Here is a 16,510-nt window from a genome sequence, read left to right as displayed (position 1 = left end):
GGTGGCGAGGTCACGGACCGGCCCCGCGGACCGCCAACGGATGTAACCCATGATCGCGTGCCCTGCTCGATCAGTCGTCCGGAGGGCCGAACGCCGGGCCTGCAGCGCGGTAGCACTGCCCGTCGGCGTTGACCGGACCCCACAAGCAGGGGCCCAGTTCAACGCCGACGTCGGGACCCCTGCTCTGCGGGTACATATAGTAGCGATCGAATTGTATTGGGAGACAATTCTTTTCACCACCACTTGTCGTTAGGTTTGGGATGTGCATGCGGCCGTTCGGCCCGGCTACCCCCTCTGCCATATCGGCGCCCGGAGAACGTGGCGCGCGAAAGGACCACCAGGATGAGCTCACCCCGCGTGTCGGATGCTGCGCCCCCGACGCTCACCGACAATCCCGCCGCCCGGGCGATCCGCCCGGAAAGCGACGAGTTCTACTGCCCACCCGCGGATTTCGCGACCCGACCGCCGGGTACGATCCTGCGCACCCGCGTCACCGAGATCGCCTTGTTCGGTCTGATCCCTCAGCGGTTGTCGGCCTGGCAACTGCTCTACCGCACCAGTGATCTGCACCGTGCCCCCGAGGTCGCAGTCACCACGGTGCTGCTTCCGGCCGACGCCGAAGCCATCGCGCGCCCGCTGGTGTCGTTTCAATGCGCGATCGACGGTGTCAGCTCGAACTGCTTCCCCTCCTACGCCCTACGCCGGGGCGCGCGAGCACTGGGGGCGATTCCGCAACTGGAGTTACCGGTCATCGCCGAAGCCCTAGCCAGAGGCTGGGCGGTTTCGATCCCCGATCACGGAGGCATGGGCGGGCATTTCGGAGTCGCGCGCGAACCCGGCTATCGCGCCCTCGACGCCGCCCGCGCGGCACTGGCTTTCGAACCACTGAGCCTATCGCCCACCACCGAGGTCGGCCTGTGGGGCTATTCCGGCGGAGGGCTTGCGACCGCGTGGGCGGCAGAAGTCGCCGCGGATTACGCACCAGAACTCAATATCGTCGGCGCGGTCGCGGGCTCACCCGTCGGCGATCCCGGGGCCACCTTCGTCCGGCTCAACGGCTCCCTGATGTCAGGGTTCTCCACGGTCTGCGTCGCGGCATTGCAGCGCGCCTACCCAGAACTCGAGCAACTACTGGCCAACCACGCCAAACCCGAATTCCACACCCTGCTCGCCGACGCCGCCTCGCGCACCACCTTGGCATTGTTGTCGCGATTCGCGGGCAAGAACCTCGACCGCTACAGCGAGTCCAGCTTCGCCGAACTGCTGGACCTGCCCGAGATGCGCGCTGTCCTCGACGACATCCGCCCCGGGGCGCAGGCGCCCTCGATGCCGGTCCTGGTCATTCAAGGTGTCAACGACGAACTGATCGCCGTCCAAGATGTGGACCGCCACGTCGAGCGATACCGGCGTGCCGGCGCACATGTGCACTACGTCCGCGACCGCCTGAGTATGCACCTGGCCCTGCTCTACCTCGGCACCCCGTTGACCATGGCTTGGCTGGCCGATCGATTCGAGGGCCACACTCTGCCACCTAGTACCACCACGACGGTGTGGTCACTCACCTGGCGCGGACCCGATGTCCTGGCCCACCTACGATTCGCCGCACTATTCGTCCGGATGCTGTGCAGCAGGCCCATTTCCCAACGTCACAAGTAGGAATGACACGCTCTGGCGGGTTAGCGGACTCGTTGGCCGCCCATCGGGCGAACCAGCTCGGCTGAATCTTCGGGAACTATTTTTGGTGTGGGCCGACGCCGGGGCGGGCCGCTCGGCCAGGCCGAGACCGAACATCACATCGGGATGGATCCGCAGGCCCGCAGCGGCTTGTTCGGGATCGTTGATCCCGTCGTAGTCGTCGAAGCTGAGCGCGAGCTCGTCGCCAGGTTTGGTGCCGCGCCCGACCGCAACTCCGGCATCGAGAAGCCGACGGGTGTCGACGTCACGGTCGGCGTTGACCTCCGAGGGCAGCGGTATCGGCCCACCTGGGACCGGGCGCAGAATCTCCTTGCGCACCAACCGCAGCAACTGGATCGCGGTGTCAGCGTCCAGGCCGCGCCGCGCCGCGCCGCATCGCGGTCGGACGCGCCAAGGCCACCCGTAGCGGGCCAGGCAGGACACCCGGGCGCAGCGCCAGATGCGGCACGACATCGGTGGCCAGGACCTGCGACGCGGTCCGATCGAGCTGCGCGCGCAGATAAGTCAGGCCGGCCTCGAACTCGGCGAGCGACCATCGTGTCGCCGCGAGCACGACATCCACGCCGATGCCGTCCTGGCTGACCAGCACCGCGAGCAAAGTTCGAGCGTGCATGGCGGCGTCGATGTCGTCGACCGCGTCCGGGTCGTGTTCGGCGAGCCCTTTCGCGGCGCGATCGGTCAGCAGCGTCTCATCCAGGCTCAAGCCCAGCGGATCGTGGAGGCGCGAGAGCATCGTTAGCGTCACCGTGCGCTGGTCGGGGTCGCGTTCGAGGTCGGTGAGGCCGAATTCGGTCGCCTGCACGATCGCGGCCGCCGAGAGCCCCAGCTCGTGGGCGCGGGCGGCGAGCAGCTTGTGGCGCCCTCACCGTGCGCAATGCCCCTGTCTACGACCTGTCCACCCTGCCGCCGACCCCGTTCAGCACCTATGTCGGATACGACCACCTCAACACCGACGGCCTGAGCCCGACCGAGCGCGCCCACGCGATCGTGACCACCTGGAACATCAGCCCCGCCACCGCCCAGGATGTCCTCGACCGCGAGCTGCCCCTGATCGGCTGCGTCAAGGGCGTCATCCCCCCGACACCATTTTTGGCCCCGCGACATGCTCCGGCTCACCAACGGCATCGGATTCGTCGTCGATCCCGACCGGCGCGGCCACGACGAGATAGGCGCCGGCGCCATTACTACCGTCCCCGGAGGAGGCCCCTGGCGCCTCGTCGAACACTCCTAGCAACCACGAGTTCCACGCCTGGGCCGAGACATCCCGTTCCCACCCAACCTGGTCCTGGACGTCACGACCAGGACCAAGTCGTGGGTTTCCCGGCGCGGTGATGGAGCGCCGGCTCAAGCAGGCCAAACGGGTCATAACGCTTGAAAGGCCGTAGATGAATGCTGCCCTATTTCGCGCTTATCTGGGCGGCGGGCGATCAGCTCAGGCGGCCCAGTGGCCGGGTCACCGCGGCACCGACTCGGGGAAGTCGGACAATCCGCGCGTTCCCGCCGACAGCGACATTGTCTACTCGCTCAGGATGCTCGATGCAATAGCGCGCGACATGGCGTGCCAGCCGGAGGAGCTCGGCGTCGGAGCCGTCGAAGGACCCGAACTGGTCCAGGGGCACCTCGGGGCGAATCAGAGTTCCCTTACGAGTTTCGGTCTCGCGGGCGAAGTTCGACCGGGAAGACACCGAGATCCTGGTGGCCCGGCCGTAGGGGTTGAAGAAGAACGTCCAAGCGGTGGTCGGGCCGAGCTGATCCTCACCGACCTGCTCGCTCAGCTGGCGCCACAGCTCGGGCAAGATCCGCTCGGCCTCGGCGATGACCGCGGGCACCGCTCGATTCGGATCGGCGGCGATCGCGCGCAGCCACGGCTCGACGATCGGGGCGGTGCCCGTGCCCGCGACGATGAACTTCCCGCCAACAGGCGCCCAGCATTTGGTGAAGTACGACCCGACAGGGGCATTGGCGCCGAACGTGTCCATGACGATGGCGATCTCGTCATCGTCGAGCATCGAAATCAGCAACGTCACGATCGGCAGATTAGCCGGTCACCACCGAAGCCGGTGATCGCAGGTGGATTCACCCCTGGCCCTGGGCCCTGCCGGAGAGCACCCTGCGGTACTGGGAACGGATCAGGCTCGTTCGTTGCGTCGCACGGGACCTTTTTAGTGGTCATCGCTGCCACACCGACGACGACATCGACACGCTCGGCAACCTCCGCGCGCAGGGCATGCCGGTCGCCGACAGTTGAAGCGACCAGCAACTTCTAGCATCCGGCGAAAATTTGGAACAACTTCGACCAGGATCGCCGGGTTACTCGCCCCATGCTCGGTGAGCACAAGTCCAGCGCAACGCACTGCCCTCTCGTAGTAGTCCCGGTGCGCAAGGCAACGATCAGTTGAAGATTATTCGGTCCAACAAGTCACACGTTCGCCATCGAATGCCAGATACGAAGGGCCTTTATCCTCTACTTATCCGCCGACTTTCGATGGTGGGATCGGAAAGTCGGTGAAACGCTCCGCCCCGAGGAGTGAGGTTTTCAGATGTCAACTTCCGAACTACCGGCTTCGTCTCGATCTGGATCCGACTCCGTTGTTGTCCACGAGCCACTGCCGACGATGGGAAGGGACACGCTCACCGGCAAAGCCTCTCGCTATTCTGACGATTCCGACAACAACCGCGACGCTGTAGTTCTGCGACGCCGCCGCCGAGCTCCCATTGCGACCGAGACCAGCGACCTGTACGTCATCGCCCGCCTCGACATCGGTGATGCTGCGGCCGATGTCTACGACAGCGGGGTTCACTACGACATCCACGGCCATGACGGCGCATTCGGCCCCCACACCACCGCTAACTGGTCAACGTCACTGCCTCTTGAACCGAACGTATCGGCCGACCTGGACGGCCTCGACCGGACTCTGGCCGCCGCTGGGTACTACCGCACCGGCGGGTGGCGTGAGAGGGTCACGGCCAGTGGCGCGGTTCGGTACTTCGCCGAAGCCACACCACTACATCGACAATCACGGGGGCACTGGTGAGGCGATCGCTTCTGTCTGCGCGTGTCTCCCGTCGCCCCGACGCCAATATCCACGACCTTTCACCGGTGTGTCGCGCCTGGCTGATCGTGCACCACGACGAGGACCCTGGTCTTGGCGCGGCCACGCGCCCGAATGCGATGCGCCACGCTGGAATCGAAATAGGCGCTGTCGCCTTGGCTCATCGGTGTGACTTCGTCGCGGTAGTGCAGGTCGATCTGACCCTGAAGCACGTAGACCAATTCCTGTCCGGGATGCTCGGCATGATCCAGGTCCGCGTCATCGCGACGAGGGTCGAGAACGAACGGCGACATAGTCTTTCCGAGCATCGAGGCCCCGAGCATGCGCAGGTGCGTAGCCTTGTCGCCCTCTTCCGGCAGGCGGTCGACCACGAAGCTCTGGGACTCGGTATCGGCGGCGAAGAGCTGACCGACCTCGACCTCGAGCGCGGCAGCAACTTTGATCGCTACGGCAATAGACGGTGTGCTGCGTTCGCGTTCGATTTTCGACAGATAGCTCTTGGTCAGGCCGGTGCGCTGGGCAATGTCGTCGAGTGTGAGTCCACGCTGGCGGCGAACCGCACGAACCAACGACGTCACGCCAACCTCCACTACTTCCTCGGCAAACAGCTCGCGTTTACAACGAACCCATTTGACCACATACCCGAGTGGCCGCCCAACGCCGAGCGAACAGAGCTGATACCGAGCGTCTTCACAGACCCGCGAGGATGCTCTTCAGGGCGCTGATGTCGTCCTGGGTCGGAGGCAACAGAGGCCGCCGAGGCGCACCCACACCGAGACCGAGCAAATCGAGACCGGCTTTCACCGTGGCGGGCAGTCCGCCGGCGACGATGAACTCCAGTAGGGGCCGCAACGTGGCGTAAGTGGCTGCCGCGCGGGCAATCTCACCGTCGCGTACGGCGTGGTAGAGCTCGAGGCACAGCTGGGGCGCCAGGCAATGCGCGGCCGTGCACCATCCCGAGGCGCCATGGCTCAACGCGTCGAGGACCAGGGGGTTACTGCCGTTGTAGTAGGGCAGCTGCCCGCCGCTGTAGTCACGGATGGCCGACATTCGGGCAAGGTCGCCAGTGGATTCCTTCACCATCTGCACGGCGGGGATGGTTTCGAACATCGACACCAGCAGCCGCGGCGACATATCTATGCCACTGGTCGCAGGATTGTTGTAGACCATGATCGGCAATTCGATCGCATCGCCGATACTGCGGTAGTGCTCGATGATCTCGCGTTCGCTGAGCTTCCAGTAGGAAACCGGCAGGATCATCACGGCGTCGGCGCCCGCGCGTTCGGCGCGGCGGGCCCGGCTGATCGTGGCTGCTGTGGTCAGCTCAGAGGCGCCGACGATGACGGGGACACGGCCCGCGACGACATCGATCGTCGTTTCGACGACGGCGTCGAACTCTGGTTCGGTGAGATAGGCCGACTCGCCGGTGCTTCCCGATGGCGCGACGGCGTGGGCCCCGGTGAGGACCAGTCGATTCACCAGTTCGGCGAGTTTGCCGGTGTCCACCGTGGTGGTTTCGTCATCGGCGAACGGGGTCACCGGGTAGGCGATGATGCCTTCGATCATGGTCAACGATCCTGTCCTGTCCTGGGATGTTTCGGTCATCGGTTGATAACGTCGGGGTGCGAACGCAGGGCGCGTCGGGCGTAGTAGGCGAAATTGGCTTGGCTGCGGCGCGGAGTGAGAGTCCAATCGTGTGCCTCCCGCGCCAGCCGTTCGGGCAGAGCGACGATGGTTCCGGCGGCCATGGCCGCCAACTGCAGTGCGGCGGCACGCTCGATGAGCACTGCGAGCGAGCACGCTTCCTCGATGCTCGCCGCGGCGACGACGTGACCGTGATGAGCTAGCAAAATCGCCTTCTTGTCCCCGAGGGCTGCGCTGATGATCCGCCCCTCCTCATTACCGACCGGGACACCGGGCCAGTCCGACAAGAATGCGCAGTCGCCGTAGAGCGGGGCGAGGTCCATCTGCGATACGACCAACGGCACCTCCAGCATCGATAGCGCGGCCACGTGGAACGGATGGGTGTGCACTATGCACTGAACATCCGGTCGGGCGCGGTAAATCCAGCTATGGAAACGGTTGGCGGGATTGGCCATTCCGCTGCCGTCGAGAACCTGAAGATCTTCGTCCACTAAGGGATGTCCCGTAAGTCTGGATCGGTGATAGCGGCTTGTCCGTCGATTCGGGATCAGTGAGCATGGGCGAGGTTGGCCAGCCTCGCCACCCCTGTCATCGCGATACCCACCCCGTCGCCACGAAGACGGCAGTCGCGCAAGATCTTCCAGGTCTTCATCCGGGCGAAGGCGTGTTCGACGCGAGCACGGACCTTGCGGTGGGACTTGTTGTGCGCCTGTTTCCATTCCGGCAGCTCGACACCAGGTGACCGGCGGTGCGGAATAATCAAACCGGTGCCCTGGTAGCCGCCATCCGCGATCACCACCGCATTACGGCAGGCATCGGCCGCACCGGACTCGGCCCATGCCCGGCAATCGTTACGGTTGCCCGGCAATGGTTTTCCGAGCGCGACGACGAGTTCGGTGTCAGCGTCGATCACGACCTGGTGGTTTGTCGAGTACCGGTAGTTCTTACTCGGCACTGCGACCTTGTGATCTCGGGTCGGGACCAGGGTGCCGTCCACGATCAACACCGCACCCCGCGGAAACCGGGCGCGGGGCCGCAGCGCCAACGCCGGCCCCAGATCCTCGATCACCCGGGCCGCGGCCGACTTCGACACCCCGAACACCGCCGCGAGCTGCCGCATCGTCAGATTCGTGCGCCAGTAGGTGGCCACCAGCAGCACCCGATCTTCGAAACACAACGCCCAGGGCCGACCTCGCAGCGGCCGGTCGACGCCCTCGCGCCGCAACCCGGTGATCAGGCGAGCGAACGTGCGAGGCCGCAGCCCGGAGAACAACTCCACCATCACTGGATCGGACGCCGAGATCACCACCGTCGACACGATACCTGTTGCCGTTCAACGACTTACGGGACACCCCTTAGCCTCGGCTGTTCACCGAAATCCCGGGGCGCTGGCTCAGATGTGACGAAAGGTGCTCTGACCTGCGATAATTCTTCTTGTTTGGAGCGTGTCTCATGTGGCACTCTGTTCCTTGGCGAGCTTCTTGTTGCAGGTCAGTGCCGCTGCCAGGGTGAGCAACCCGCAGTAGTGGGTGTCCTTGCGGTCGTAGCGAATCGAGAGCCGGTGATAGCCGCCGAGCCAGGCGATGGTGTGTTCGATGACGCACCGATGGCGGCCGAGGTGCTGGCTGGACTCGATTCCTTTGCGGCGATCCGGACACCGATTCCCCGATCACGCACCCAACCCCGCAGTTCCCGGTGGTCATAAGCTTTGTCGTGTGCAGCTTTCCCGGTTGACGTCGGCGTGGACCGCGCTGGGAGCAGACCGCGGGGATTGCTCGCACCAACGGTCGCGGAGCTTCGGCGTCGGGAGTGTTCGCCGCCGAGACCGCGACCGTGAGGGGGATGCCCGAGCGGGGTCCAGTCTGGCTGGCAGTGTCGTGTACACAGGATTGCCTCATCCTGGTACGCGCCGCGATCGATGGTCCCGTCCACGTGACCGATCTTCTTGCGTCGGGTCGTGTCTACCCGACCGTTCGCGTGCATCAACCGCTCGACGGTGCAGCGGGCAACTCCGCTGCCATGCCCTCCGAGACTGGTTCTGGAGCAGCGGGATTCGCTGTTGCAGCTGGTGTTTTGCGGACCTAGTTCCGGGACAGTTTCGGGTCCGCGCCGATCCGTTCGGTGACGGTCTTGATCGCGGCCCATTCTGATGGGTAGTCGAGGATTAAGCGCAGGGCCTTCTCGCGGATCTCGTCGGGATAGAACTTCGGTATGGAACTCACCTTTCCAAGAAAGAAGGTGCGCATCAAACCCTGGACGGTTCAACCGATCGTGATCGAGATCCGTTGGGACAGTTGGTGTGCGTAGTGGTCGAGTCCCCCTCCGGACACAGTAAACAGCAGGTCAGGGGCGTAATCGCGAGATTGCGCCCCTTCTGCGTCCACATGGCGGTCCACACCAGGGAACCTGAGGGGGTTCGGCCTGACGCAAGGACCATGCCAGGGCTACAACTCCCCGCGTGTGTGCGCAAGGACGGCACCACTTACAGCCAAGTGCGCTACCGCGTGGACCGTGATGGCAAGACCGTTCAATCCTCGCAATCCTTCGACGATCACGGCGCCGCGATCCGTTGGGTGAAGCTGCCTGACCGGGTCGGCGCGATCGAGGCCGAGCGTGTGCTTGCCGCCCAACTCGCCTCGGCGCCGGACGTGATCATGCTGACTCCGTGGCTTCGCCGACACGCCGTTCTTCAACGGCGAGCACCTGCCGGTCGACGCGGTCACCCCCGACATGGATGTCGCGTGGGTCGAGTGGCTCGCGCACGAGCTCGGCAACGCCCCGAAAACCATTGCGAACAAACACGGTTTGCTCTGCGCTGCGATAGGCGCGGCGGCTCGCCGTCGTCCGACGCCGCTCATCGCATGGAATCCGTGTGCAGAGACCAGGTTGCCCAAGCGGACCGCGCGCGAGGTCGATCACGAAAGCGTGGAAGTGGGGCGAACGGCAGGCTCGAGCTCGGCGACCCGAAATCAGCCCGCGGCATTCGCACGACATTCGTTCCGCTCGAAACCATGACGCGAGCGAGCAGCTGTTCGTGTCGCACACCGGGCGGCCGGTGAGCTGTCGACCCCCAGGATCTGCAGACTCGGCGCCGCGATGATGGTTGCGTGTGGTATCCGGCTGCCGTAGTGCACAATCGGCTGCATGGCACGGTCTTTGCCCGAGGGCGAATCGCTTCTGGTGCGTACTGACTTCACCGACGAGGCGGCGTGGGCACAAACCCTCGCCGCGGTCATCGCGTCCTACGACGAAGACATTGTGACAGGACTCACGCCTGTCGACGACGTCACCTTCGATGGGCTGACTCCGGCCGGCCTCGGTGATCTGGTCGACAGCCGGATTTATGTGTTCCTCGCCGATACCACCACGATGACCAACCCCGAGCACCCAGTGCTGGCGGTCGATACCAGCGGCGAAGACGTCCGAGGCGACAGCGACCTGATGTTCCGGATTGCGCCGAGTGCGATGGCCGGAGTCGAGGTCAACTTCTTCCTCGCCAACATGGATTTCGAGGACTATGTGGGCAGCGTCGACGACGATGGCGTTTTCCGTGGCTTCGATCGGTGAACGCGAGGGGCATTCGTGACCGACCACAGGCCACGCGAAGCTATGGATGAGTTGCCCCTCGCTGGGGCGATTCGCTGGCGGTGAACCATCAGGCGCAATCACTGGGCGAGGTTGGCCGGATCTCATGGTGGGGGTTCGCGGTAGCGCTGCGGGCCGTGCTAGTTCGTGCTGCCTTGACCTTCGCGGTCGCGGGTCAGCCACCAGCACCCTTTCGGAAGGTCGCGAACATTTCGTTTCCCACGGGGTGCGGGCCTACCGTGGCCTCGTCGGCACTTACACCGATCCGCGTCACGTGATCGCCTACAGTCAGGTCGGGCGGCCCTCGGACGTAAGAAGCTCCAGCGAGAACACGACCGCGCCACATTTCCCGTGCCGACCTTCGAGTGCGCGGGAAATGCGACGGTGATGGACAGTGTCCGCTAGCTGGTGGGCGGTGTCAGGACACCGTCGATCAGGTAGACGGTCGCGTTCGCGGTTTCGACGCCGCCGCAGATCACGGTTGCCTCGTTGACACTGATCTGATCGCCCGATTCGGTCACTGTGACCTCAGATCCCTCGACGGTCGAGTGTGTGCCGACGACGGCTTCGGGTGACATCCGTCCCGGTACGACGTGGTAGGTGAGAATGCTGGTCAACATCGCCGAATCTGTTTTCAGTGTTTCCAGCGTGGCCGGGTCGAGCGCGGCGAACGCGTCGTCCACCGGCGCGAAAACGGTGAATTCGCCGCTGTTGAGCGTGTCGACGAGGTTGACCTGCGGATTGATCTGACCGGATACCGCCGCGGTGAGTGTGGTCAACAAGGGACTGTTCGCGGCGGCGGTGGCCACGGGCTCCTGTGACATCGAATCGATCGAGCCGGGTCCACTCGGTACTTGCTCGGCGTAATTCGCGCAGCCGGCGCCGACAAGCCCGGACATGGCACCCTCATCCTGTGCGGGCATGGTCGTAGCGGACGTAGTCATCGTTGGTGGAGACTCGGCGCCGCCTGATTCGTCGGTGTCGGTACAAGCCGACCCGGCGATGGCCATCGCCGACAGTACCGCGATCAGTATTACGGAGTGCTTTCGGATCATCATGTCGTGCCTTCCTGTTGAGGGCGATGCCCGTACCGGCCGACGGCGCATGATCTATTCCTGCGGGAGTGCGGTCGGAGCCCGCGCTTCCGCTGTGCGTCGTGGACCACGCGATGGAGTTTTTCTTGATGCGTCGATTCTGCATCATTTGACGTGTAGTGTGAAGCCCTACAGGCATCTCGTAGGCAGATATTTCAACGGCCGACGTCGCTACGGGCGTGGAGCGGCCACAGACAAGATCGGAAGCGAGGAGATGGCCATGATTCATTTCACTACTGGGCGCGCACTCGGGTTTCTCGTGAGTGCGGGAACGGCGTCACTGTTCGCGTTGGCCGCCGGACCGACGGCCAACGCTGCGCCGACTGCATCGTGTCCGGCGCCTGGTGCTGCGTCTGTGCAGGCCGGTGCGGCTGACGCGTCCTGCTCCGCGACGAGCGCCGCGGGTGGCGCGGCAGCGGCCTACGGGTTCGACGGCACCGCGTCCGCCGATGCGGCGCCGACGAGCTTGTCCCTCGCCATCGCGCAGGGCGGCGGCACAGCGGCATCGACCTCCACGTACTTGTCAGGTCCGGCCGCGATCGCGGTGGGGCCGGGTGCGCAGGTGACAACGACCGGGGTGCGTCCCGGGTTGTCCATCGGGATCGCCGGCCCCGGAGCGGAGGTCACCGTTACCGGCGTAACCACCCCCACCTGCACCGGCGGTCCCGCCTTCGCCGGTGATTTCCAGACCCTGCAGGGCTGCTTGTCGCTGCGCTGAGGAATCCCACCGGCGTGCAACGGCTGCCGGGACCTCATCCGGTTCGTGGAAAGGTATGCGGGGCTTGGGAGAAGGTGGTGCAAGCGGTGACTCGGCATCCGGCTACACCGTCGGAACCGTGGCGGCGATGCTGGGCATTCCCGTAGCGACACTGCGCAGCTGGAACCAGCGGTACGACCTCGGCCCCGCGTACCACCGTCCAGGCAGTCACCGGCAGTACACGGCTGGTGACGTGGCGATGCTGAGTCGGATGGTCGACCTGGTCCGCGCCGGAGCAAGCCCGGCCACAGCGGCGCAGGCCGCCCGTGCCGGGGCGGATTCCGTACCAACGCCGGGCAATGTCACGCCGGTGTTGGACGCTGCCGAACAGCTCCGAGTCGCCGAGCTCTTGGCCGCGATCACTGCCCATCTGACCCATTTCGGCGTGGTGGCCACGTGGCGCCAGTTGTGTCGACCGATTTTCGCGGACATCGTGAGCCGGCAGGATCGAGGAATCGGCTTGATCGATGTCGAGCACGTTCTGTCCTGGGCGATCACCACTGGGCTGCACCGCGCGGTGCCGGCGGTACGCAATGTGGCCGGGCTTGCTCCGGTACTGCTGGCCTGCACGCCGGGTGAGGAGCACGTGCTTCCCCTGGAGGTTCTGCGGGCGGCGCTGGCGGAGGTCGGCGTACCGGCGGTGCTGCTCGGCGCCGCCGTACCCAGCAGCGCACTCGCTGATGCGGTGGCAAAGGCGCGTGATCCGGTGGTGGTGCTGTGGTCCCAAACAGCTCGCACGGCGGCAGCGGCCCCGACTTCCGCCGGAATCGGTGAACCGGCCCGAATGCTTCTGGCAGGACCTGGATGGCCCGCGTTGCCCGGCGTTCGATGCCTCGGCTCGCTCGAAGCGGCTGTCGCCGAGATCAGCCGGCTGGCGCAAACTCGGTGAGTAGTCATCTACGAATGAACGATGCGTAAACGATGCATACTTCACCTGTCGCGCCTCGGCCAGTGGAGTGACGCACCATCAGCGGCACGAGCGAGCGGGGATGAGCCCATAGCCATGCCGACGGCCACTCCCGGTCCGACCGGGGTGGCCGTCGGCGTTCTACGCGGGCTCGCCGCGCCTACGCGGCTGGTCTCCGGCGACGACCGCGACGCCGGTGCGGCCGCCGTCCACGTCGAGGACGGTGCCGTGCACGAACGTGGCGTCGTCGGAGGCGAGATAGACCGCGGCGGCGGCGATGGCATCAGGTCGACCGGTCGCGCCCGCCGGGGTCCCGTGCATCATGACCCCGGCCACTTCCTCGATCGCGGGATCGCCGTCCGGCGCGAGGATGACGCCCGGGGAGATCGCGTTCACCCGGATGCCGTCCGGCCCGAATTCTGCTGACCATGCGCGCGTGAGGGTCTCCAGCGCCCCCTTGGTGGAGCTGTACAGCGCGCCGGAGCCGACACCGAGCCGGGCGACCCAGGAGCCGATGTTGACAATGACGCCACCGCCCGCGTCGATCATCCCGGGGACAAGTGCCTGGGTCAGGAAGAACGGCGCCTTGACGTTCACGCCGTACATCCGGTCGAAGGTGTCGTCGTCGACCATGAGTGTGGTCGCGTGCGGGTAGATTCCGGCGTTGTTGACCAGGATGTCCAGCCGTCCGCCCGCCGCCTCGACGGCCGCGGCGGCCAGCGCGCGGCTGGCGGCGGAGCTGCCGTCGAGATCGGCGCGCACATAGTCCGCGGTGCCGCCGTCGGCCCGAATCCGCTCGACCACGGCCGTGCCGCGCGCACGGTCACGTCCCGACACGATGGTGTGGGCACCCTCCGCGCCGAACGCGAGCGCGATGGAACGTCCGATATTGCTGGTGGATCCGGTGATCAGCGCTGTCTTTTCGCGCAGCCGCTGTGTCATGGAATGCTCCTTGCGAGTGTCGAATCAAATTTTCGGTCAGTTGGTTCCGGCACTCCGGCGCGACTTCCACGCCAGGAGCGCCGCCTGGGCGAGGAAGAAGACGCCGCCGCCGGTGGCGTAGACGGACAGCACGTGCAGCGACGGCGAGTCGCCCGCCGCCTGGGCCAGATAGGTGAGGCCGACCAGGAAGGACAGGCCGCCGGAAATCAGCGTCGGCCACTGCTTGCCGAAGACAGGGCCGCGTCGGCGCAAGCCGACGATCAGCTGAGCCGCGCCCGACACCGCGGCCCAGGCCCCGAAGACGCCCAGCACCGTGCCCACACCGCCGACGGCTCCGGCGATGCCGAGCGCGACGGCGACGGCCGTGCTCAGAACACCGTTCACCGCGGTCACCCGGCGTTCGGGTCCGTCGGGCACCGCCCGGTAGTCGATCAGCGACGACACGGCGTCGATCAGCGGATAGGCGACGAGCAGCGCGACGGCCACCGCACCGAGCGTGTCGCCGACGACCGCGAAGGCCGACGCCCACCCGATCGCCAGCACACCGCGACCCAGCGACAGCCGGATCAGCGATGACCGTTCCGTCGTCGAAACGGCTTGTACTGCGGTCTTGTTCATGGAGATTCCCTTCGATCAGGGTTGTCGGGACTCGACCTCAGCCCAGAAGTTCTCGCGGGCTGGGTCCGCGCCCGTGCAGCACAGCGGTTTCCGACCAGATCAGCATCGCGATCGGACCGGTGACGAAAAGTGCCGCGATGAGCGGACGTTCGGTATCGGGGACGGTCATGACCGGCTCCCGCCGGTGGTTTCGCCGCCCGACAGCGAGGGTGTGGGGAGGACGAAGTCGCGCACGGCCTCGGCGAAGCGTTCGGGTTCCTCGAGATGTCCCAGGTGGCCGCTGTTCTCCAGGACCACCAGTCGCGCATCGGGAATGCGGTCGTGCAGCTCCTGCGCCCAGCGCGGCCCGCAGATCACATCGAAGCGGCCGACCACGACCAGCGCGGGCACGGTGAGCGCGGGCAGGTCGGCCCGGTCGTCGACGAGATCGGGCGCGCCGAGCGCGTCCAGCCCCGAGATGTACCCGGCGCGCAGTGCGTCCCGGACCGCGGTCCAGCGGGGTTCGTCACCCCAGTAGTCGGCGCGGTTGGGCAGCCGGCCGGACTCGCCGGTCCCCAGCGCCTCGATGTACACCATGGTCAGGTGCTGTTCGAGTGCGGGCATGCGCAGGTATTCCCAGTGGATGCCGGGCCCGCCCGGGTGGACCAGGCAGACCGGTCCACTGCCGTACACGTGGTACCGCTGGATCACGCCGTCGGAGTCGAAGGCATGGGTGCCAGTGGTCAGTGCACCGGTCATCACGCGGCCCGCAGCGGTGTGGTGAAGGACTTGCGCAGCGAGGACGGGCCGACCAGCGGCAGCAGCGCCGCCAGGATCTTGCCCTTGAACGCAGTGGGTGTCCGGGTCAGTTCCACGTCGACGCGCGAGCCCTGTGCGGTGGGCGTGGCGCGGAAGACCCAGCCGCCGCCCGCGCCGAAGAGCTTGGAGTCCAGGGTGGTGACGGTGACGGTGTCGCTCGCGGGGTTCCAGTCGTAGCGGGCGCGTTCCCAGGCGGCGGCGTTGCCCTCGGTGATCTCGGCCCAGGTCTCGCCCCGGTCGTGCACCACGAAGTGCTCGGCGTCGATGGAGTTCGACCAGATCTCGGGACGAGTGGGCCCGAAGTCGGTGAGCACGCCCACGACCTCGGCGGGAGTCAGGGTGGACAGCAGGTGGAAGCGGATCGTTGTCATGGCACCACGATCGCCGCCGCCGACCACCCGCCGAATCTGTCGGATGACGCAGGCGGTGACGTAATCGCGGGTGACTACGTCATGGTCGGCGTCAGATGACAGATGTGGCGACCGGGCGGTGCGGCCCAAGGTGGAACCACCCCCACCGCACCGTTTGTTCGAAAGGACCATCGACATGGTCGACATCCGACGCCCGCACCGGATCATCGCGGCGGCGACGGCCGCCGTCGCCGCAGGCGCCCTCGCCGTCGCCTGCACCGCGAGCACCACCACCCAGGCCGGGCCGACGCAGGACGCGCCGCGCCCGACCGTCGTCCTGGTCCACGGGGCGTTCGCGGACGGCTCGAGCTGGAACGACGTCGTCGACAAGCTCATCGCGGACCGGTATCCCGTTGTCGCGGTGGCCAACCCGCTGCGTGGCCCGGCAGCGGACGCGGCGGTCGTGCGAAGTGTGATCAGTCATATCCGGGGCCCGGTGATCCTGGTGGGGCACTCCTACGGTGGATCGGTCATCAGCGCGGCCGGCGCGGGCAACGACCAGGTGCAGTCGCTGGTCTATGTGGCGGCTTTCCAGCCGACGGCCCCGGGTGAGACCGCGCTCGAGCTGACCACCAAGTTTCCCGGCTCCACCCTGCCCGGCACGCTCGATCCGGTCCCGTTCACCGCCGCGGATGGCAGCGCGGGCACCGATCTGTATATCCAGCAGGCGAAGTTCCCCGCCCAGTTCGCCGCCGACGTGCCCGCCGAGCGCGCCGCGCTGGCCGCCGCCACTCAGCGCCCGGTCGCGCAGGCCGCGCTCGAGGAGAAGGCCACCGTGGCCGCCTGGACCGACAAGCCCAGCTGGTCGGTGGTCACCACCCAGGACCTCAATATCCCGGCCGCCGCGCAGCGGTTCATGGCCGAGCGGGCGCAGTCCCGGATCACCGAGGTCGCCGCGTCGCATTCGGTGGCCCTCTCACATCCCGATGTCGTCGCCGACGTCATCGAACAAGCTGCCGCCACCCGCTGACCCCGAGTACGAAAACCCTTCGAGGAGAACATCGATC

20 protein-coding genes and 1 pseudogene are annotated in these 16,510 nt (G+C 66.2%); 6 read left to right on the top strand and 15 right to left on the bottom strand.

Going from position 1 to position 16,510, the window contains the following annotated elements; all coding sequences use genetic code 11:
- Nucleotides 1-342 precede the first annotated feature (342 nt).
- Nucleotides 343-1,656: a lipase family protein gene (locus tag NV348_RS35390; RefSeq protein WP_062991534.1), complete on the top strand. Its 1,314-nt coding sequence runs from the start codon at nt 343-345 to the stop codon at nt 1,654-1,656.
- On the opposite strand, the gene NV348_RS35385 is transcribed toward NV348_RS35390, so the two are convergent.
- The 3 genes from NV348_RS35385 to NV348_RS35375 form a co-directional block, all read right to left on the bottom strand.
- Complete coding sequence (locus NV348_RS35385) at nt 1,606-2,016, bottom strand: hypothetical protein (RefSeq protein WP_447150829.1); 411 nt, start codon at nt 2,014-2,016, stop codon at nt 1,606-1,608. The two genes, NV348_RS35390 and NV348_RS35385, sit on opposite strands and share 51 nt — an antisense overlap.
- 22 nt (nt 2,017-2,038) lie before the next feature.
- Nucleotides 2,039-2,497, bottom strand: a complete 459-nt coding sequence (locus NV348_RS35380; RefSeq protein ID WP_101466936.1) for a hypothetical protein — start codon at nt 2,495-2,497, stop codon at nt 2,039-2,041.
- Nucleotides 2,498-3,122: 625 nt separating this feature from the next.
- Nucleotides 3,123-3,722 (bottom strand): hypothetical protein, encoded by a 600-nt coding sequence (locus NV348_RS35375; protein WP_447150828.1) that lies wholly within the window; start codon nt 3,720-3,722, stop codon nt 3,123-3,125.
- A 588-nt stretch (nt 3,723-4,310) separates the two neighbouring features.
- Here NV348_RS35375 and NV348_RS35370 point away from each other — a divergent pair.
- On the top strand, nt 4,311-4,730 hold the full coding sequence (locus NV348_RS35370) for a hypothetical protein (protein WP_062991507.1): 420 nt from the start codon (nt 4,311-4,313) through the stop codon (nt 4,728-4,730).
- A 59-nt stretch (nt 4,731-4,789) separates the two neighbouring features.
- Here NV348_RS35370 and NV348_RS35365 read toward each other — a convergent pair whose 3' ends face one another.
- The 6 genes and pseudogenes from NV348_RS35365 to NV348_RS35340 form a co-directional block, all read right to left on the bottom strand.
- Nucleotides 4,790-5,326: a helix-turn-helix domain-containing protein gene (locus NV348_RS35365; protein ID WP_062991533.1), complete on the bottom strand. Its 537-nt coding sequence runs from the start codon at nt 5,324-5,326 to the stop codon at nt 4,790-4,792.
- Between the two features lie 112 nt (nt 5,327-5,438).
- Complete coding sequence (locus tag NV348_RS35360; protein WP_169812871.1) at nt 5,439-6,314, bottom strand: dihydrodipicolinate synthase family protein; 876 nt, start codon at nt 6,312-6,314, stop codon at nt 5,439-5,441.
- A 35-nt stretch (nt 6,315-6,349) separates the two neighbouring features.
- Nucleotides 6,350-6,886: pseudogene (locus NV348_RS35355) on the bottom strand (aldolase); the annotation flags it as partial.
- A 53-nt stretch (nt 6,887-6,939) separates the two neighbouring features.
- A complete protein-coding gene (locus NV348_RS35350) occupies nt 6,940-7,674 on the bottom strand; it encodes a transposase (RefSeq protein WP_357214212.1) in 735 nt (244 codons plus the stop codon).
- Nucleotides 7,675-7,842: 168 nt separating this feature from the next.
- On the bottom strand, nt 7,843-8,028 hold the full coding sequence (locus NV348_RS35345; RefSeq protein ID WP_357214214.1) for a transposase: 186 nt from the start codon (nt 8,026-8,028) through the stop codon (nt 7,843-7,845).
- Between the two features lie 445 nt (nt 8,029-8,473).
- Nucleotides 8,474-8,614: a hypothetical protein gene (locus NV348_RS35340; protein WP_357213100.1), complete on the bottom strand. Its 141-nt coding sequence runs from the start codon at nt 8,612-8,614 to the stop codon at nt 8,474-8,476.
- A gap of 934 nt (nt 8,615-9,548) precedes the next feature.
- On the opposite strand from NV348_RS35340, the gene NV348_RS35335 reads away from it, so the two are divergent.
- Nucleotides 9,549-9,959, top strand: coding sequence for a DUF6924 domain-containing protein (locus NV348_RS35335; protein ID WP_447150827.1), 411 nt, complete (start codon nt 9,549-9,551; stop codon nt 9,957-9,959).
- A gap of 419 nt (nt 9,960-10,378) precedes the next feature.
- Here the strand turns inward: NV348_RS35335 and NV348_RS35330 are convergent, their stop codons facing one another.
- Nucleotides 10,379-10,987, bottom strand: a complete 609-nt coding sequence (locus NV348_RS35330; protein WP_447150826.1) for a fasciclin domain-containing protein — start codon at nt 10,985-10,987, stop codon at nt 10,379-10,381.
- 304 nt (nt 10,988-11,291) lie between these two features.
- Here NV348_RS35330 and NV348_RS35325 point away from each other — a divergent pair, with 304 nt between their 5' ends.
- Nucleotides 11,292-11,789 (top strand): DUF6764 family protein, encoded by a 498-nt coding sequence (locus tag NV348_RS35325; RefSeq protein ID WP_447150825.1) that lies wholly within the window; start codon nt 11,292-11,294, stop codon nt 11,787-11,789.
- 55 nt (nt 11,790-11,844) lie between these two features.
- Nucleotides 11,845-12,717, top strand: a complete 873-nt coding sequence (locus tag NV348_RS35320) for a MerR family transcriptional regulator (RefSeq protein WP_447151219.1) — start codon at nt 11,845-11,847, stop codon at nt 12,715-12,717.
- Nucleotides 12,718-12,876: 159 nt separating this feature from the next.
- Here the strand turns inward: NV348_RS35320 and NV348_RS35315 are convergent, their stop codons facing one another.
- The 5 genes from NV348_RS35315 to NV348_RS35295 are packed head-to-tail and all read right to left on the bottom strand — an operon-like array spanning nt 12,877 to nt 15,464.
- Entirely contained in the window at nt 12,877-13,677 is an 801-nt protein-coding gene (locus tag NV348_RS35315; protein WP_447150824.1) for an SDR family NAD(P)-dependent oxidoreductase, read from the bottom strand.
- Nucleotides 13,678-13,713: 36 nt separating this feature from the next.
- Nucleotides 13,714-14,295, bottom strand: a complete 582-nt coding sequence (locus tag NV348_RS35310; protein WP_447150823.1) for a DUF308 domain-containing protein — start codon at nt 14,293-14,295, stop codon at nt 13,714-13,716.
- A 37-nt stretch (nt 14,296-14,332) separates the two neighbouring features.
- Nucleotides 14,333-14,464 carry a hypothetical protein gene (locus NV348_RS35305; RefSeq protein WP_447150822.1) on the bottom strand — a complete coding sequence of 44 codons (132 nt, stop codon included), beginning with the start codon at nt 14,462-14,464 and terminating at the stop codon, nt 14,333-14,335.
- Entirely contained in the window at nt 14,461-15,033 is a 573-nt protein-coding gene (locus NV348_RS35300; RefSeq protein ID WP_447150821.1) for an alpha/beta fold hydrolase, read from the bottom strand. The genes NV348_RS35305 and NV348_RS35300 overlap by 4 nt, the downstream gene beginning before the upstream one ends.
- Entirely contained in the window at nt 15,033-15,464 is a 432-nt protein-coding gene (locus tag NV348_RS35295; RefSeq protein WP_447150820.1) for a hypothetical protein, read from the bottom strand. The genes NV348_RS35300 and NV348_RS35295 overlap by 1 nt, the downstream gene beginning before the upstream one ends.
- 175 nt (nt 15,465-15,639) lie before the next feature.
- On the opposite strand from NV348_RS35295, the gene NV348_RS35290 reads away from it, so the two are divergent.
- The gene (locus tag NV348_RS35290) at nt 15,640-16,473 is read left to right on the top strand and encodes an alpha/beta fold hydrolase (protein WP_447150819.1); all 834 of its coding nucleotides are present in this window, start codon (nt 15,640-15,642) and stop codon (nt 16,471-16,473) included.
- The last annotated feature ends 37 nt before the right edge of the window (nt 16,474-16,510 follow it).

It is taken from the genome of Nocardia fodinahabitans, from assembly GCF_052983615.1.
The sequence above is the reverse complement of the archived record's forward strand: the minus strand, read 5'-3'. Positions and strand labels throughout refer to the sequence as shown.

Bases quoted from the DNA above. Each gene is read 5' to 3' on its own strand.
- NV348_RS35390 (WP_062991534.1), top strand. From the start codon at position 343: ATGAGCTCACCCCGCGTGTCGGATGCTGCGCCCCCGACGCTCACCGAC.
- NV348_RS35370 (WP_062991507.1), top strand. From the start codon at position 4,311: ATGGGAAGGGACACGCTCACCGGCAAAGCCTCTCGCTATTCTGACGAT.
- NV348_RS35360 (WP_169812871.1), bottom strand. From the start codon at position 6,314: ATGATCGAAGGCATCATCGCCTACCCGGTGACCCCGTTCGCCGATGAC.
- NV348_RS35350 (WP_357214212.1), bottom strand. From the start codon at position 7,674: ATGGTGGAGTTGTTCTCCGGGCTGCGGCCTCGCACGTTCGCTCGCCTG.
- NV348_RS35330 (WP_447150826.1), bottom strand. From the start codon at position 10,987: ATGGCCATCGCCGGGTCGGCTTGTACCGACACCGACGAATCAGGCGGC.
- NV348_RS35325 (WP_447150825.1), top strand. From the start codon at position 11,292: ATGATTCATTTCACTACTGGGCGCGCACTCGGGTTTCTCGTGAGTGCG.
- NV348_RS35320 (WP_447151219.1), top strand. From the start codon at position 11,845: ATGCGGGGCTTGGGAGAAGGTGGTGCAAGCGGTGACTCGGCATCCGGC.
- NV348_RS35315 (WP_447150824.1), bottom strand. From the start codon at position 13,677: ATGACACAGCGGCTGCGCGAAAAGACAGCGCTGATCACCGGATCCACC.
- NV348_RS35310 (WP_447150823.1), bottom strand. From the start codon at position 14,295: ATGAACAAGACCGCAGTACAAGCCGTTTCGACGACGGAACGGTCATCG.
- NV348_RS35305 (WP_447150822.1), bottom strand. From the start codon at position 14,464: ATGACCGTCCCCGATACCGAACGTCCGCTCATCGCGGCACTTTTCGTC.
- NV348_RS35300 (WP_447150821.1), bottom strand. From the start codon at position 15,033: ATGACCGGTGCACTGACCACTGGCACCCATGCCTTCGACTCCGACGGC.
- NV348_RS35295 (WP_447150820.1), bottom strand. From the start codon at position 15,464: ATGACAACGATCCGCTTCCACCTGCTGTCCACCCTGACTCCCGCCGAG.
- NV348_RS35290 (WP_447150819.1), top strand. From the start codon at position 15,640: ATGGTCGACATCCGACGCCCGCACCGGATCATCGCGGCGGCGACGGCC.